This is a genomic window from Paraburkholderia unamae (assembly GCF_003268775.1).
GTDB classification, from domain to species: Bacteria; Pseudomonadota; Gammaproteobacteria; order Burkholderiales; family Burkholderiaceae; genus Paraburkholderia; species Paraburkholderia unamae.
Map to the genome: position 1 here is coordinate 165,356 of NZ_QLSU01000013.1, position 13,642 is coordinate 178,997.

General features: G+C 66.1%; 13 protein-coding genes. 12 read left to right on the forward strand and 1 reads right to left on the reverse strand.

All coding sequences use genetic code 11. The annotated features are described in order from the left end of the window. The first annotated feature begins 12 nt into the window (after positions 1–12). From C7401_RS22245 to C7401_RS22275, 7 genes are all read left to right on the forward strand, one after another. Entirely contained in the window at positions 13–759 is a 747-nt protein-coding gene (locus C7401_RS22245) for a 2OG-Fe(II) oxygenase (protein WP_112173557.1), read from the forward strand. A 282-nt stretch (positions 760–1,041) separates the two neighbouring features. Then, positions 1,042–1,761 carry a DUF969 domain-containing protein gene (locus tag C7401_RS22250; protein WP_112173558.1) on the forward strand — a complete coding sequence of 240 codons (720 nt, stop codon included), beginning with the start codon at positions 1,042–1,044 and terminating at the stop codon, positions 1,759–1,761. Further along, entirely contained in the window at positions 1,758–2,708 is a 951-nt protein-coding gene (locus C7401_RS22255; protein ID WP_112173559.1) for a DUF979 domain-containing protein, read from the forward strand. Before C7401_RS22250 ends, C7401_RS22255 begins: the two co-directional genes overlap by 4 nt. 10 nt (positions 2,709–2,718) lie before the next feature. Then, a complete protein-coding gene (locus C7401_RS22260) occupies positions 2,719–3,729 on the forward strand; it encodes a DUF2891 domain-containing protein (protein ID WP_112173560.1) in 1,011 nt (336 codons plus the stop codon). A 143-nt stretch (positions 3,730–3,872) separates the two neighbouring features. Beyond that, the gene (locus tag C7401_RS22265; RefSeq protein WP_112173561.1) at positions 3,873–4,334 is read left to right on the forward strand and encodes a CBS domain-containing protein; all 462 of its coding nucleotides are present in this window, start codon (positions 3,873–3,875) and stop codon (positions 4,332–4,334) included. 194 nt (positions 4,335–4,528) lie between these two features. Continuing rightward, positions 4,529–6,094, forward strand: coding sequence for a methyl-accepting chemotaxis protein (locus C7401_RS22270; protein ID WP_112173562.1), 1,566 nt, complete (start codon positions 4,529–4,531; stop codon positions 6,092–6,094). Between the two features lie 69 nt (positions 6,095–6,163). Then, a complete protein-coding gene (locus C7401_RS22275; protein WP_112173563.1) occupies positions 6,164–6,562 on the forward strand; it encodes a VOC family protein in 399 nt (132 codons plus the stop codon). Between the two features lie 40 nt (positions 6,563–6,602). Here the strand turns inward: C7401_RS22275 and C7401_RS22280 are convergent, their stop codons facing one another. Beyond that, positions 6,603–8,015 (reverse strand): DUF2252 domain-containing protein, encoded by a 1,413-nt coding sequence (locus C7401_RS22280; RefSeq protein WP_112173564.1) that lies wholly within the window; start codon positions 8,013–8,015, stop codon positions 6,603–6,605. Positions 8,016–8,306: 291 nt separating this feature from the next. Here C7401_RS22280 and C7401_RS22285 point away from each other — a divergent pair, with 291 nt between their 5' ends. The 5 genes from C7401_RS22285 to C7401_RS22305 all read left to right on the forward strand — a co-directional run bounded on the left by C7401_RS22285 (position 8,307) and on the right by C7401_RS22305 (position 13,619). Beyond that, positions 8,307–8,573 carry a hypothetical protein gene (locus tag C7401_RS22285; protein WP_372460399.1) on the forward strand — a complete coding sequence of 89 codons (267 nt, stop codon included), beginning with the start codon at positions 8,307–8,309 and terminating at the stop codon, positions 8,571–8,573. A 313-nt stretch (positions 8,574–8,886) separates the two neighbouring features. Further along, the gene (locus C7401_RS22290) at positions 8,887–10,152 is read left to right on the forward strand and encodes an ABC transporter substrate-binding protein (RefSeq protein ID WP_112173565.1); all 1,266 of its coding nucleotides are present in this window, start codon (positions 8,887–8,889) and stop codon (positions 10,150–10,152) included. A 94-nt stretch (positions 10,153–10,246) separates the two neighbouring features. Then, positions 10,247–11,122: a branched-chain amino acid ABC transporter permease gene (locus tag C7401_RS22295; RefSeq protein ID WP_112173566.1), complete on the forward strand. Its 876-nt coding sequence runs from the start codon at positions 10,247–10,249 to the stop codon at positions 11,120–11,122. A gap of 23 nt (positions 11,123–11,145) precedes the next feature. Further along, positions 11,146–12,072 (forward strand): branched-chain amino acid ABC transporter permease, encoded by a 927-nt coding sequence (locus tag C7401_RS22300; protein ID WP_112173567.1) that lies wholly within the window; start codon positions 11,146–11,148, stop codon positions 12,070–12,072. Beyond that, positions 12,069–13,619 carry an ATP-binding cassette domain-containing protein gene (locus C7401_RS22305; protein ID WP_112173568.1) on the forward strand — a complete coding sequence of 517 codons (1,551 nt, stop codon included), beginning with the start codon at positions 12,069–12,071 and terminating at the stop codon, positions 13,617–13,619. The genes C7401_RS22300 and C7401_RS22305 overlap by 4 nt, the downstream gene beginning before the upstream one ends. Positions 13,620–13,642: the final 23 nt, after the last annotated feature.

The window sequence follows — 13,642 nt, forward strand, 5'->3', positions numbered from 1 at the left end:
CGATCTTTGCCCATGACTTCATTTGCCACGACGATCGGCAAGCTCGACTGGACCGCGATTACCGCGCAACTCGACAGCGAAGGCTATGCGGTATTGCCCCGCCTGCTCGATGCGGGCCATGCACACGAACTCGCGCGAGCAGCGAGGGCGTCAAATGCATTGCGCCGCATGGCGTTGGACTCGGCCGATCTCGGGCGCGGCGATCTGGTCTATTTCGACGCGCAGTTGCCGCAGCCCTGGGCGCAATGGCGCACGGTTTTCTATCGGCATCTCGCGCCCGTCGCCAACCGCTGGAACGAGGCGTTGAACGTGGCGTATCGATACCCCGAGGAACCGGAGGCGTTTCTGGCGCGCAACCGGCAGGTGGGACAGACGAAGGCGCAATCGCATGTGAACCGGCTGCGCGCCGACGACTATCTCGCCTTGCATCAACGCAACCATGGCGAGCATGTGTTTCCGTTACAGGTAATCACGTTGCTCACGCAACCGGGAAAGGACTTCACGGGCGGCGAATTCGTGATGACCGAACAGCGCCCGCGCATGCAGTCGCGGCCGATGGTCGTGCCGCTCGGTGCGGGCGACGCGGCCATCATCGCCACGGGCCAGCGGCCATTCAAGGGCAGCAGCGGCTATTACCGCGTGAACCTCAAGCATGCGATCAGCCGGGTGCGTGAAGGCGAACGCATAGGCGTGGAACTGTCGTTCCACGACGCGCCCGATGAGGCGCAGCAGCAGGCTGCGTTCAATCTGCAAGCCTGAGAAAACGGGCTGAGGGCGGCGGTCTTGCGCCGCTTTCCGTCCCGTCGATGCAACTAACTGCCAACCCAGCGCGCCCGCCCATTCGCGCGGCTTCGCGGTGCGATCTCTCCCGTCTTCATCCTGTCCGTCACGGTCCCAGGGACTTCCCGTATACAGACTTTATCGACTATTTATCGATAAATTGTCGTGATAGATTCCCGGGCTGCATTGAGCGCCACGGGGAAACGGCGCTCGCGCGTGCGGTCCCGCGAGGCCGCCGCGAACACATGAAGCGGAGGAGAGATGCTGGTTCTGATAGGGGTGCCGATCGTGGTGATCGGCTTTGCATTGCGCCTGAACGCGCTGCTCGTCGTCACGGCGGCCGGCATTGCGACCGGGCTGGCGGGCGGCCTGCACACGGTCGAGATCGTGAGCGCGTTCGGCAAGGCGTTCGCCGACAACCGCTATATGGGCCTCGTCTGGCTCACGCTGCCCGTGATCGCGCTGCTCGAGCGCAACGGCTTGCGCGAGCAGGCCAAGCAACTTATTTCCCGCGTGCAGGCCGCCACCACCGGGCGCGTGCTGATGCTCTACTTCGTGGTGCGCCAGTTCACGGCTGCGCTCGGCCTCACGTCGCTCGGCGGCCACGCGCAGATGGTGCGCCCGCTCATCGCGCCGATGGCCGAAGCGGCCGCCACCAAGCGCTACGGCGAAGTGCCGGACGCCGTGCGTCAGCAGATCCGCGCGAATGCCTCGGCGGTGGACAACATCGCCGTGTTCTTCGGCGAGGACATCTTTATCGCGATCCAGTCGATCCTGCTCATCAAGGGCTTCCTGGAGCAGAACGGCATCATCGTGCAACCGCTTCAGGTGTCGGTCTGGGCGATTCCCACGGCGTTTGCGGCGCTCATCATCCATTGCGTGCGTCTGAAGCTGCTCGATCACAACCTCTCGCGCCGCCTGAAGGTGGCGGGCGCAACGGGTACAGCGGCTGCGGCAAGCCGCCAGGGAGCCGCCTCGTGATCCGTCTCGAATCGCTCTATGTGGTCGCGGGCCTGATGTTCGCGTCGTTCGCCGTCTTCAATCTGCTCGACCGCGCGAATCCGCGCCGCGTCATCAACTTCGTGTTCTGGGGCGTGTATGCCGTCACGTTCCTGTTCGGCGGCGAGTTGCCGCATTTCGTCATGGGGTGCCTCGCCATCGCGCTTGCGCTGATCGCGGGCTCCGGCAAGCTCGGCCGCAGCCCATCGGGCGGCGACAGCGAACAGGCCGCCGCCCGCCGCGAGCAAAGCGCCCGCCGCTTCGGCAGCCGCCTGTTCATTCCGGCGCTGCTGATTCCCGTCGTCACGCTCGTCGGCACGCTCACGCTCAAGTCCGTGCCCTTCGTCGAAGCGAAGAACGTCACGCTCATCTCGCTCGTGCTCGCCACGCTGGTGGCGTTCGGCGTGGCGCTCGCCATGCTGCGCGACTCGCCCGTGCACGCGCTCAAGGGCGCGCGGCACACCATGGACGCCGTGGGCTGGGCCGCCATCCTGCCGCAGATGCTGGCGGCGCTCGGCGCGCTGTTCGCCGCCGCGGGCGTGGGCCATGTGGTGTCGGAACTCGTCACGAACTGGATTCCGCAAAATTCGGCGTTCGCGGTCGTCGCCGCCTACACTTTCGGCATGGCGCTGTTCACGATGATCATGGGCAACGCGTTCGCCGCGTTTCCCGTGATGACGGCCGGCATCGGCCTGCCGTTGATCGTGCATCAATTCCACGGCAATCCCGCGATCCTCGGAGCGATCGGCATGCTCTCGGGTTTCTGCGGCACGCTTATGACGCCCATGGCCGCCAACTTCAACGTCGTCCCGGCGGCGTTGCTCGAACTGAGCGACAAGAACGGCGTGATCAAGGCGCAATGGCCCACCGCCGTGCTGCTGCTGATCGTCAACACCCTGCTGATGTACTGCTTCGTTTTCCGGTTCTGATGAGATCACGATGACCACACACCTCACCGCTGCCCATGCTTCGAAGTTCGCCACCCTCGCGCTCGCGCACCTCACGCGCGAGTACCCGAACAAGCTGACCCACTCGCTCGAAGGCCCGCAGGACGTGCAGGGCCCGCGCGCCCTGCACCCGGTGTTCTACGGCAGCTACGACTGGCACTCGTGCGTGCACGGCTACTGGCTCGTGCTGCATTTGCTGGAGCGCTTCCCCGATTTGCCCGAGGCCGCGCAGATCGTCGCCGTGGTGGACGAGCACTTCACGCCGGAAAAGATGGCCGGCGAGATGGCCTACCTCACGCTGCCGCACAACCTCGGCTTCGAGCGCCCGTACGGCTGGGCGTGGCTGCTCGCGCTGGCGGCGCAGGTCGACGCGCTGAAGCTGCCGCAGGCCGAGCGCTGGAAGACGGCGCTCGCGCCGCTCGCCGACTGGTTCGTCGAGCGCTTCGAGGCGTTCCTGCCGGTGGCGACCTACCCGCTGCGAGTGGGCACACACTTCAACACCGCCTTCGCGCTCACGCTTGCCCACGACTTCGCGAAGGCGAGCGCGCGTCCCGCGCTGGCGACGCTGATCGAGGAAACGGCGCGGCGCTGGCACGCGAACGACGCGGGCTGCCAGGCGTGGGAGCCGGGCGGCGACGAGTTCCTCTCGCCCGCGCTGAGCGTGGCCTTGCTGATGAGCCGCGTGCTGACGCCGGGCGATTTCGAACCGTGGTTCACGCGCTTCTTGCCGAACCTCGCGGCGCGCGAGCCTGTCACGCTCTTCACCCCGGCCACGGTGACCGACCGCAGCGACGGCAAGATCGCTCACCTCGACGGCCTGAACCTGAGCCGCGCCTGGTGCCAGCGCGCGCTCGCGCGTGCGCTGCCCGCGGGCGATGCGCGCGTGGCCGTGCTGGAAGCGGCGGCGCAAACGCATCTGGCCAGCGCGCTCGATCACGTGGCCGGCGACTATATGGGCGAGCACTGGCTCGCCACCTTCGCGACGCTCGCGCTCGAAGCGTGATGCCGTGAAACCCGGCCGATGATGTTCGGCCGATGCAGCACGCGCCGAGCCTTCCAGACTGAAGTTTTGCCCCTTCGCGGTCGATATAACGGGCTCAAGCCCGCGCCGCGGGGGCAGCGAATCAACCCAGGTTCTGGAAGGCTATGCAAGTAGAGAAATTCATGACGAGCCGTGTCGTCACCATCGGTTTCGACGACACGCTGGAGACCGTGCGCGAAATCTTCGCGAAGGCGAGTTTTCACCATCTGCTCGTGGTCGAGGACGGCAAGCTTCAGGGCGTCGTGTCGGACCGCGACCTGCTGCGCGCCATCAGCCCGTTCATCGACAGCGTGGTCGAATCGGCGCGCGACCTCGGCACGCTCAACAAGCGCGTGCATCAGATCATGAGCCGCAAGCCGCTCACGCTGCGGCCCGAGTCGAACCTTTCCGAAGCCGTGGCCCTGTTTCTGACCAACAAGGTGTCGTGCATCCCGATCGTGGACGGCGAGTTCCGCCCCGTGGGCATCGTGAGTTGGCGCGACGTGCTGCGCTACCTCGTGCCGATGGACGAAGCCGCCGAGGCCGCATCAGCCGCATCAGCCGGCGATCCGCCGCCGGCCGCATGACGCCGGGCTAACGGTCGTGCTTCTTTTACGCGAACCATAAAGTTCGCGTCCTCTCCTGCCGTTGATATGAACTGGACGCTTAATCGGCCCGAATGCCCGGGCCGCACTGGGTAAGCGCGCCGCAACAATCGATGAAAAAAGACTGGGACGCGTGCGGCCGCCAGAGCCGCGCGGCCCACGGAGAGAGACCAGGAATGCTTCACAAGCTGTCAATACGCGCGAGCCTGACCCTGATGATCGCCTTCTTCGGGATCGTGCTGATTATCGGGGCCGCCACCGGGCTCCTCTCGATGCGCGCGGGCAACGCCTCGCTGCGCACCATGTACACCGTCGATACGCCCGCCGTCGCCGACCTCGAAGGCAGCGCGGGCCAGTTGCTGCGCCTGCGGCTCGCGCTCGCCACCTACGCGTCGCTTGCCGATCTCGGCGACCAGGACGCCGCGAACGCGGTGCTCAAGCGCTTCGACCAGTATCTGAAGAACTCGAACGATCGTCTTGACCACTATCTGTCGATCGCGAGCGGCGAGGGCGAGCAGCAGGACCTCATCGCCGACATGCAGGCCAAGCGCAACAGCTTCCTGCACGACGGCGTCGACCCGGCGCTCGCGGCGCTCAAGGCCGGTGACAAGACCGCGTTCCAGGAACTCCAGGGCCACAAGCTGCCCGCGCTCTACAACAGCTACGAAAAGGCCATGCTCGTGCTCGAAAAGCGCCAGATCGATCACGGCGCGCAGCAGTACCAGGAGGCGCAGGACCGCTTCAACCTGGTGAGCATCGTCGTGGCCGTGGGCATGGTGCTGTCGCTCGTGTGTGCATGGATCGGCCGCGCCGCGCTCATGCGCGCGATCGTGCATCCCGTCGACGCGGCCATCGCGCAGTTCCAGCGCATCGCCGCGGGCGACCTGAGCGGCAAGGTCGCGGCCACGAGCAACAACGAAATGGGCCGCCTCCAGGCCGCGCTGCGGCAGATGCAGGACGCGCTCATCAAGATGGTCGGCACCGTGCGCGAAGGCGCACAATTGATCGACAAGGGCGTGACCGAGATCGCCGCGGGCAACACGGACCTCTCGCAACGCACCGAGCAGCAGGCCGCCTCGCTGGAGGAAACGGCCGCGAGCATCGAGGAGCTCACCTCCACCGTCAAGCAGACCGCCGAGAACGCCCGCCAGGCGAGTTCGCTCGCCGAAGGCGCTTCGGGCCTCGCCGCGCAGGGCGGCGCGCTCTCGCGCGAAGTGGTGGGCACCATGCAGGACATCGTGAGCGACTCGCGGCGCGTGGGCGAGATCGTCGGCGTGATCGAGGCGATCGCGTTCCAGACCAATATTCTCGCGCTCAACGCGGCCGTGGAAGCGGCGCGCGCGGGCGAGGAAGGGCGCGGCTTCGCCGTGGTCGCGAGCGAAGTGCGCTCGCTCGCGCAGCGCAGCGCCGCCGCCGCGAAGGAGATCAAGGAGCTGATCGAATCGTCGACCTCGCGCGTTCAGACCGGCGCGGGCCTCGTCGAACGCTCGGGCTCGACGATGGGCGAGATCGTCGACTCGATCGCGCGCGTGAGCGCCATCATGAACGAGATCGCCTCGGCGGCTTCGGAGCAGAGCACGGGCATCGATCAGGTCAACGTGGCCGTGGGCCAGATGGATCTCGTGACGCAGCAGAACGCGGCGCTCGTGGAGCAGGCGTCGGCCGCGGCGTCGTCGCTCGAAAACGAAGCGCATCGCCTGAGCGCCGCGGTATCGGTGTTCCGCACGGCGCACGCGGCTTAAGGCGCGATCGAGGCGCTGCCGCCCGCCGGTTATAGTCGTGATCTTTCACGACGGGTGACAGGAGAAACGATGCAGCTTCTCGATCATGTGTCGATCGGTGTTCCCGATCTCGACGCGGCGCGGCCTTTCTACGACGCGATCATGACCGCGTTGGGCGCGACCAAGGTGTATGACCGCCCCAACGCGCTCGGCTACGGCGAGCGTTGCAGCGCGGCGGACACGCAGTCGACATGCCTCGCCGTTTATCTCGATGCGAGCGTCATCGAGCCGAACAAGCGGCACTGGTGTTTCAAGGCCGCCACGCGCGCGCAAGTCGATACCTTTCACGCGGCGGGACTCGCCGCCGGCGGGCGCTCCGACGGCGATCCGGGCCTGCGCGCGCACTATCACGCCGACTACTACGGCGCGTTTCTCATCGATCCCGCGGGAAATCGCGTGGAAGCCGTGTGCCATTCGGCTTCGGCGTGACGCTGCGCGCCGAAGCTGTCACCCACTGTTATCGGCCGCGCTAGATGCGGAAATCGGCGGCCATGTCCTCGTCGCTGCGCGCCTGAAGTTTGCCCGAGCGGCATGCCGCCATGAACGTCTGGTAGTCCTTTTCATTCTGGACGGCGCAGGCGAGGGCGTACTGCACGAGCGCGTCGGCGAAGGGATCGCCGCTGCCGAGATAGGCGTCGATTTCGACCGCCTGGCCGCTCGCCTTCGCGTGGGCGCGTGCGAGCGCCCAGCCGCATGCGCGCGCGTAGCCCTGGAGCAGCGTGTTGTCGAGGCGCTCGACATCGGCGGAATACTTCATGTCGCGTAGCTGGCGGAAATAGAAGTGGCGCCCGGCCGGCCCCGTGGTCCAGCCGAGGAAGAGATCGCTTGCGGCCTGAAGGAGCCGCTGGCCGCTCACCACGCGCTCGCCTTCGTGGGCCGCGTCCTGCACGCCGAAGAACTGCGCGACGACCGACTTGCGCGCTTCCTTCACCTGGAGAAAGAGCGGCTTGTCGTGGCTGTCCACCATCAGCATCACGAGGCAGACCGTGCCGACGCTGCCCACGCCCACCACCTTGAACGTGATGTCGTGCAGCTCGAACTGGCGCACCAGCGCACGGCGCTCGGAGGCGAGCGTGGCGAGATAGCCCTCGAAGGTCTTGCCGAGCTTGCCCTTCCAGCTTTCTGTTTCCGCCCAGTTGCTGTCCTTGCCGAGCAGCGAGTTCGGACCGCCGGGGTGGAACATCGCGGGCGGCGCGTCCTGCATGATCCAGGTGTCGTCGCGCTTCACGGCCATCTTGCGCAGCACGCTTTCGTGCGTGCGCGTCTGGCCTTTTTCCTTCGCGCGCTGGATCAGGCGGCGGCCTTCCGCCGTCGCCGCTTCCTCCATCATGCGGTCGAACGTGACGAGCTCGTACCAGAGTTCGAGCGCGCTGCGTTCCGAATATTCGTTCATGCGGTTGCGGTACTCGTACACCGCCGCGCGCACGATGTCGCCGATGGTGGCGTCATCGACGCCCATATGGCGGCCCGCGACGGCGAGGCTGCCGCACAGACGCTTGACGTCCCATTCCCACGGGCCGGTCGCGACTTCGTCGAAGTCGTTCAGATCGAACACCTGCTGACGCTCGGGCGTGGCGAAACCGCCGAAGTTCATCAGGTGCGCGTCGCCGCAAATCGGAAACGTGAAGCCCGAGTTGGGCGTGCGCGCGAGATCGTGCGCCTGCAAGATCGCGCTGCCGCGAAAGAACGTGAAGGGCGAGACGGCCATGCGCCCATAGCGCAGTGGAACCAGCGCTTCCACGCGGCCGCGGCTGTTCGCTTCAAGCAGTTTGATGGGATCGCGATTGACGTTGCCGATCGCGTTATGCTCCGAACGCTTCGCGCGTTCGCGTGCCTGCCGACCGGCGGCTTGCCGCTCGGCCAGCGTTTGTGTCCCCGCCATATGCGCACCTCGATTCGTTCATGTCGTCAGAATGCGATTCGTGAGGCTGCGGACTCGCAGCGTTGCTGCACCATACGCGGTACGCGGTACCCATGCGCCGCGCGGCGCTGCCCAGTGTAGCACCGAAAACTTTGGCGAATCCCGTGCGTGAGACGCGGCGCAATGGGCGTTGGCGGGCGTAGGGAGAAGTGGAAGCCAGGTTAAAGGCGCGCGGCAAAGCGGTTGCCAACCCAACCACGCGCGACGATGATGCGCGCAGTTGCGGCAGTTCGCTACGCACACGAGGGCAACATGAAGGAAGACATGACACGCGCCGACGGCTACTGGTTTCGAGCCAAGCGCTATGGCTGGGGATGGGGACTCCCCCTCACCTGGCAGGGATGGGTCACGCTGGCCGCGTATGTCGTGCTGGTGTGTCTCGTCGCGGTATTTTTCGAGCCGCATGCGCATCCGTTCGTGTTTGCGGCGTTGCTGGTCGTGTTGACGCTCGCGCTTACGGCGGTGTGCTGGCTCAAGGGCGAGCCGCCTCGCTGGCGCTGGGGCAAAGATCGCGAATAACACGGTCGGCGGGCTGCCCGAGTGCTGCCCGAGCGCGTTCTCGCATTCCCGTATTCCCCCGCCATCTCCATCCCGCCGCTCGTGCAGTGCAATGGCTCACGCCCTTTGCGGAGGCGTCGCGTTTTGCACGGAGTCCGTAACGTTGCGCGGCGATATTTTTTCCGCTTTGCACCATCCGTTGCGCAGGGTTCCTGTAATCGTTTGTACCGATTGAGCGCCCGAAAGCGGGTGATAGTGTTGTGGGCGCATTCTTCAAAGCTGCCACATAGCGAGCAGCGGTCGTTCAACGAACCCACCGAATCGGAGATGCCTGATGTCCAGCAACGGAATGTGGAGAAACCTGCATCGTGTCCTGGCTTCGGGCATGGTGGCGACGGGGCTTGGTTTCACGGTGGGCGCCCACGCCGCCGGCGACCCGATCAAGATTGGCGTGATCAGCGAGGAGTCCGCGGTGGCGGGCGCCTCGATCAGCAAGGCGGCGCAACTGGCGGCCGACGAGATCAACGCGAGCGGCGGCGTGGACGGCCGTCCCATCCAGATCATCGCGTACGACGACCACTCGTCGGCCTCGGACGGCGTGCGCGCGTTCCAGCGCGCCGCGACCCAGGACAAGGTCGTGGCCGTGATCGGCAGCTATATCAGCGAAGTGGCGCTCGCCATGGAGCCGTGGTCGGCGCGCCTGAAGATGCCCTTCGTCACGCCCGGCGCCGCGAGCAACGACATCTCGAAGCACGTTCACGACGACTACGACCACTACAAGTACACGTTTCACGGCTGGATGACGTCGGCGTTCATCGCGCAGTCGATCTGCGATTTTTCGCATGACGTCCTCGTCGGCCAGTTCAAGATGAAGTCCACGGTCGTGATGAGCGAGGACGCCGCGTGGACCAAGCCGCTCGACGAGCGCTACATGGAATGCCTGCCCAAGGCCGGCCTCCAGGTGCTCGACCACATCCGCTTCAATCCGGACACCACCGACTTCACGCCGATCTTCAACCAGATCGAGGCGAAGCATCCCGACACCATCACCACGGGCATCAGCCACGTGGGCGTGCAGCCGACCGTGCAGTGGCACGACCAGCAGGTGCCGATCCCCATGTCGGGCCAAAGCTCGCAGGCCACGACCACGAGCTTCTGGAAGGACACGAACGGCGCGACCGAAGGCGTGATCACGGCCTCGGCCGCAGCGCCGGGCGTGGCGATCACGCCGAAGACGGTGCCGTTCGCGGACGCGTACCAGAAGAAGTTCGGCGTCTCGCCCGCCTATTGCGGCTTCTCGACCTATGACCTCGTCTACATCCTCGCGGACGCGATCAAGCGCAACAAGGGCTCGACCGACCCGGACAAGATGGTCGATGCGATGGAGAAGACCGACTACGTGGGCACGATCGGACGCTGGCAGTTCTACGGCAAGAACGATCAGTTCACCCATGCGCTGAAATACGGTCAGGGCTATATCACCGGCATCAACCTGCAATGGCAGAACGGCAAGCAGGTTGCGATCTGGCCGAAGTCCGTGGCCAACGGCACGGTCAAGTTCCCGACCTTCATCAAGGTGCAGCAGGCAAGCGCCAACTAGCCGCGTAGCGGCACCGCGCGCGACACGGCCCCTCGCGAGGCGACGGGCCGCGTCGCGCATGGATCGATATCCTGACTACCATGAAGGGCCGGACATGCTGCTATTGCAGATTCTCGTCGACGGCTTTGCGATCAGTTCGCTCTATGCGCTGGGCGCGATCGGCTTCACGTTGATATTCGGCGTTTCGGGCATATTGAATCTCGCGCACGGCGGCGTGATGCTGGTCGCGGCGTTGATGGGCTGGATGCTCGCGGGCGAAGCCGGTCTCGGCACCTACCTCGGCACGCTGCTGGGCGTAGTGGCCGGGCTCGTCACGGCGTTCATCACCTATCTGATGGTGGTGCGGCCCATTCAGCGCTCGGCGGCCATTCCCGCCGAAGAGAAGGAAATCTTCGTGCTCACCGGCACGCTGCTGTGGGGCATCATGATCCAGCAGGGCATGGCGTGGCTCTTCACCGACAACCCGGTGACGATGCGCCCGCTCATCAGCGGCGTGGCGAACCTCGGCGGCGTGCGTGTGCCATTCAACGAAATCATGATCGCGGTAGTGTGCTGGGCCGTGATCGGCTTGCTGTGGCTGTTCGTGAACCGCACGCGTGCGGGCAAGGCGCTGCTCGCGGCTTCGATGAATCCGCGCGGTCTCACGCTGCTCGGCTTCGAGCTCTCGCGCATCTATCTGCTCGCGTGGAGCATTTACGGTGTGCTGGCGGGCATCGCGGGCGTGCTGCTCGCTTCGTTCCTTGGCGTGAGCACGAACAACGCGGGCCAGCTCACGGCGAGCGCGTTTTCCATTGTCGTGCTGGGCGGGCTTGGCAGCGTGTCGGGGTCGTTGATGGCCGCGTATGTCGTTGGCTATCTGGAGACCGTCACCGCCTATCTCGTCGCGCCGACCCTGCGGCCCTTGCCCGCGCTGCTGCTGCTCGTGCTCGTGGTGTACGTGCGGCCCCAGGGCTTCCTTGGGCGGCGCTAGGCGCGCGACTGGAGCGTATCGACATGTCCGTTCTTCTTCGTTCGCGCGCGCTGTGGGTGGCCGTGCTGCTTGCCGTGGCGGCGGTCACGCTGCCGTGGTGGCTCTCGGGCTATATCCTGGGAGTGCTGACGGTTGCCTACTACTTCGGCGTATTCGCGATGTCGTGGGACCTGCTGTTCGGTTTCGCGGGCGAGGTCAATTTCGGCCCGACGTTTCTGATCGGCCTCGGCGCCTATTCGGCGGCGATCATCGACGCCCATTGGGGCTTGCCGATACCCGTTTGCGTGATCGCGGGCGGTCTCGTTGCGCTGGTGGGCGGCCTGCTGCTCGCGGTGCCCGCGCTGCGCCTGCGCGGCCCGTATTTCGGCCTCGTCACGCTCGTGGCCGTGCTGCTGCTACAGAACGCCATCGTGATCTTCGCGGGCGTGACGGGCGGCGAGATCGGCATGATGGTGCCCGACGTGATGTCGGTGGACGCGAGCCACAACTACTGGATCGCGCTCGCGTTCCTGATCGTTTGCGCGGTCCTGCTGTTCGGCCTCTCGCGCTCGGCCATCGGCCTGATTCTCCAGGCAAGCGGCCAGGACGCGACCGGCGCGCAGGCGCTCGGCTTCAACGTCACGCGTCACAAGCTCGTGGCGTTTTGCATCAGCGCCGTGTTCTCGGGCGTGGCCGGCGCGATGCTCGTGTTCTATCAAGGCACGGCCTCGGTGAGCACGGTCGTGGATCTGAGCGTGGGCGTGCAGATCATCATCGCGGCGGTGCTCGGCGGGCGCCGCACGATACTCGGCGCGGTGCTCGGCTCGATCTTCCTGATCGTCGCGGGCGAATTCCTGCGTCCGCTCGGCCAGCTCAACACGTTTGTCGTCGCGGCCGTGGCGCTCGCCGCGCTACTGTTCTTTCCGGACGGGCTGCTCGGCAACCTGCTGCGCGCGAGGGAGCGCCAATGAACGACACGCCGCTTTTGTCGGTGCGCGGGCTGACCAAGCGCTTTGGCGGTCTCGTCGCGGTGAAGGACATCGGCTTCGACATCCGGCCCGGCGAAATTCTCGGCCTGATCGGCCCGAACGGGTCCGGCAAGTCGACCGTCATGAAGCTGATCATGGGTATCGAGCGGCCCAATGCGGGTTCGGTCAAGGTGGACGGCGTGGAGATGGCGGGCTGGGCGCCGCATCGCATCGCGCGCGCGGGCGTGGGCATCGTGTTCCAGCATTCGCGCCCGCTGCACCGGCAAACGGTGCTGGAGCACATCAAGCTCGCACTGTTGCCCGACTCGCTCGTGAAGCTCGCCGCCGAACCGCACGTGCACCAGCGCGCGCAGGAAATCGCCGCGCGCGTGGGACTTGCCGCCGTCATGCACCGGCATCCGGCCACGCTGCCGTTCGCGGACCTGCGCCGCATGGAAATGGCGAAGGCGATTGCGCGCGATCCGAAAGTCGTGCTCGTCGACGAGCCGTTCGCCGGGCTCACGGTCGCGGAATCGGAGGCGTTTTCCGAGTTGATTCGCGGCTTTCGCGCGGAGGGCCGCGCGGTGCTGCTGGTCGATCACAACGTCAAGAGCCTGTCCGCGCTCGCCGACCGCGTGCTCGCGATGTACCTGGGCGAATACGTGGCCGAAGGCACGGCCGAAGCGGTGATGCGCAACGAGACCGTGCGCCGCGTGTATCTGGGCGGCACGCTCGAACTGCACCCGCGCAACACGGGCGCGGCCAGCGCGAAGCCGGCCATCCTCGAAGTCGCCGACGTGCGCGTGCTCTACGACAAGGCCTGCGCGCTCGACGGCGTGAGCCTCACGGTTCGCGAGGGCGAGTTCGTTTCGGTGGTGGGGCTCAACGGCGCGGGCAAGACGACGCTTTTCAACGCGCTCTCGGGCCTCGTGCCGTACCAAGGTTCGATCCGCTTCGACGGGCGCGACCTGCGCGGCATGAGCGGCGCGGCCATCGCGCGCTCGGGCCTCGTGCAATGCCCCGAAACGCGCGAGCTGTTCGGCGACATGACGGTGCGCGAGAATCTCGAACTCGGCGGCTATCGCCTCACCGACGCCGTGCGCGCAAGTCAGCTCACGTGGCTGTTCGATCTGTTCCCCATCCTCAAGTCGCGCCAGGGTCAAACCGCGCGCACGCTCTCGGGCGGCGAGCAGCAGATGCTCGCCATCGCGCGTGCATTGATGCCGCAGCCCAGGCTCCTGATTCTCGACGAGCCGACGCTCGGGCTCGCGCCCGTGATTCTCGATCAATTGTCGAAAGCGCTCGATGCGTTGCAGAAGGCCACGCCCATTACGGTGCTGCTGGGCGAGCAGAACGTGAGGTTCGCGCTGCCGCATGCGGACCGCGTGTATGTGCTGGAGCATGCGCGCATCGTCTGGGAAGGCAGCGCATCGCGCTTCGAGGCGGAGATGGGCCGCGGCTTTCTTGAAGCGGTGCCGTCGAGCGACCCGCAAGCATTGGCCTGCGGCGAGCCCGGCGGCAAAGGCGACTCGCGGCAGGCGAGCCTGTAGCGCACCCTCACACACACAGCCGC

Bases quoted from the DNA above. Each gene is read 5' to 3' on its own strand.
- C7401_RS22300 (WP_112173567.1), top strand. From the start codon at position 11,146: ATGTCCGTTCTTCTTCGTTCGCGCGCGCTGTGGGTGGCCGTGCTGCTT.
- C7401_RS22290 (WP_112173565.1), top strand. From the start codon at position 8,887: ATGTCCAGCAACGGAATGTGGAGAAACCTGCATCGTGTCCTGGCTTCG.
- C7401_RS22245 (WP_112173557.1), top strand. From the start codon at position 13: ATGACTTCATTTGCCACGACGATCGGCAAGCTCGACTGGACCGCGATT.
- C7401_RS22295 (WP_112173566.1), top strand. From the start codon at position 10,247: ATGCTGCTATTGCAGATTCTCGTCGACGGCTTTGCGATCAGTTCGCTC.
- C7401_RS22275 (WP_112173563.1), top strand. From the start codon at position 6,164: ATGCAGCTTCTCGATCATGTGTCGATCGGTGTTCCCGATCTCGACGCG.
- C7401_RS22265 (WP_112173561.1), top strand. From the start codon at position 3,873: ATGCAAGTAGAGAAATTCATGACGAGCCGTGTCGTCACCATCGGTTTC.
- C7401_RS22285 (WP_372460399.1), top strand. From the start codon at position 8,307: ATGAAGGAAGACATGACACGCGCCGACGGCTACTGGTTTCGAGCCAAG.
- C7401_RS22305 (WP_112173568.1), top strand. From the start codon at position 12,069: ATGAACGACACGCCGCTTTTGTCGGTGCGCGGGCTGACCAAGCGCTTT.
- C7401_RS22250 (WP_112173558.1), top strand. From the start codon at position 1,042: ATGCTGGTTCTGATAGGGGTGCCGATCGTGGTGATCGGCTTTGCATTG.
- C7401_RS22260 (WP_112173560.1), top strand. From the start codon at position 2,719: ATGACCACACACCTCACCGCTGCCCATGCTTCGAAGTTCGCCACCCTC.
- C7401_RS22270 (WP_112173562.1), top strand. From the start codon at position 4,529: ATGCTTCACAAGCTGTCAATACGCGCGAGCCTGACCCTGATGATCGCC.
- C7401_RS22280 (WP_112173564.1), bottom strand. From the start codon at position 8,015: ATGGCGGGGACACAAACGCTGGCCGAGCGGCAAGCCGCCGGTCGGCAG.